The 1,761-nt window shown below is 57.6% G+C and carries 1 rRNA gene (running past one end of the window); it reads right to left on the reverse strand.

Features of this window, described 5'->3' with window-relative positions:
- Positions 1-1,703, reverse strand: a 23S ribosomal RNA gene (locus ACIRB4_RS31595) (it extends 1,486 nt beyond the left edge of the window).
- Positions 1,704-1,761: the final 58 nt, after the last annotated feature.

The following is a 1,761-nucleotide window of genomic DNA, read 5'->3' on the forward strand; positions in this document are numbered from 1 at the left end:
ACGTCCTACACCCTTACCCCGGGACAACCACCGCCCGGGCTGGACTACCTTCCTGCGTCACCCCATCGCTTACCTACTACCACCTTGGGCCGGCGGCTCCACCACTCCCCTTCACCCGAAGGATCCAGGGCGGCTTCACGGCCTTAGCATTAATGGGCTCGGTATTGGGCGTTTCAAAGCGGGTACCGGAATATCAACCGGTTGTCCATCGACTACGCCTGTCGGCCTCGCCTTAGGTCCCGACTTACCCTGGGCAGATCAGCTTGACCCAGGAACCCTTAGTCAATCGGCGCACACGTTTCTCACGTGTGTATCGCTACTCATGCCTGCATTCTCACTCGTGAACCGTCCACAACTCGCTTCCGCGGCTGCTTCACCCGGCACACGACGCTCCCCTACCCATCCATACTCCCGTTGGGGATATGTGTATGAATGACACGACTTCGGCGGTACGCTTGAGCCCCGCTACATTGTCGGCGCGGAATCACTTGACCAGTGAGCTATTACGCACTCTTTCAAGGGTGGCTGCTTCTAAGCCAACCTCCTGGTTGTCTCTGCGACTCCACATCCTTTCCCACTTAGCGTACGCTTAGGGGCCTTAGTCGATGCTCTGGGCTGTTTCCCTCTCGACCATGGAGCTTATCCCCCACAGTCTCACTGCCGTGCTCTCACTTACCGGCATTCGGAGTTTGGCTAAGGTCAGTAACCCGGTAGGGCCCATCGCCTATCCAGTGCTCTACCTCCGGCAAGAAACACACGACGCTGCACCTAAATGCATTTCGGGGAGAACCAGCTATCACGGAGTTTGATTGGCCTTTCACCCCTAACCACAGGTCATCCCCCAGGTTTTCAACCCTGGTGGGTTCGGTCCTCCACGAAGTCTTACCTCCGCTTCAACCTGCCCATGGCTAGATCACTCCGCTTCGGGTCTTGAGCGCGCTACTGAATCGCCCTGTTCGGACTCGCTTTCGCTACGGCTTCCCCACACGGGTTAACCTCGCAACGCACCGCAAACTCGCAGGCTCATTCTTCAAAAGGCACGCAGTCACGACCCATTGGGTAAACCCAATGAGCGACGCTCCCACGGCTTGTAGGCACACGGTTTCAGGTACTATTTCACTCCGCTCCCGCGGTACTTTTCACCATTCCCTCACGGTACTATCCGCTATCGGTCACCAGGGAATATTTAGGCTTAGCGGGTGGTCCCGCCAGATTCACACGGGATTTCTCGGGCCCCGTGCTACTTGGGTGTCTCTCAAACGAGCCGTTGATGTTTCAGCTACGGGGGTCTTACCCTCTACGCCGGACCTTTCGCATGTCCTTCGCCTACATCAACGGTTTCTGACTCGCCTCACAGCCGGCAGACTGTGAAAGAGAGATCCCACAACCCCGCATGCGCAACCCCTGCCGGGTATCACACGCATACGGTTTGGCCTCATCCGGTTTCGCTCGCCACTACTCCCGGAATCACGGTTGTTTTCTCTTCCTGAGGGTACTGAGATGTTTCACTTCCCCTCGTTCCCTCCACATGCCCTATGTGTTCAGGCATGGGTGACAGCCCATGACGACTGCCGGGTTTCCCCATTCGGAAACCCCCGGATCAAAGCCTGGTTGACGGCTCCCCGGGGACTATCGTGGCCTCCCACGTCCTTCATCGGTTCCTGGTGCCAAGGCATCCACCGTGCGCCCTTAAAAACTTGGCCACAGATGCTCGCGTCCACTGTGTAGTTCTCAAGCAACGACCAGCCACCCATCACCCCG

This window comes from Streptomyces sp. NPDC093600, from assembly GCF_044764755.1.
Taxonomy (GTDB): Bacteria; Actinomycetota; Actinomycetes; order Streptomycetales; family Streptomycetaceae; genus Streptomyces.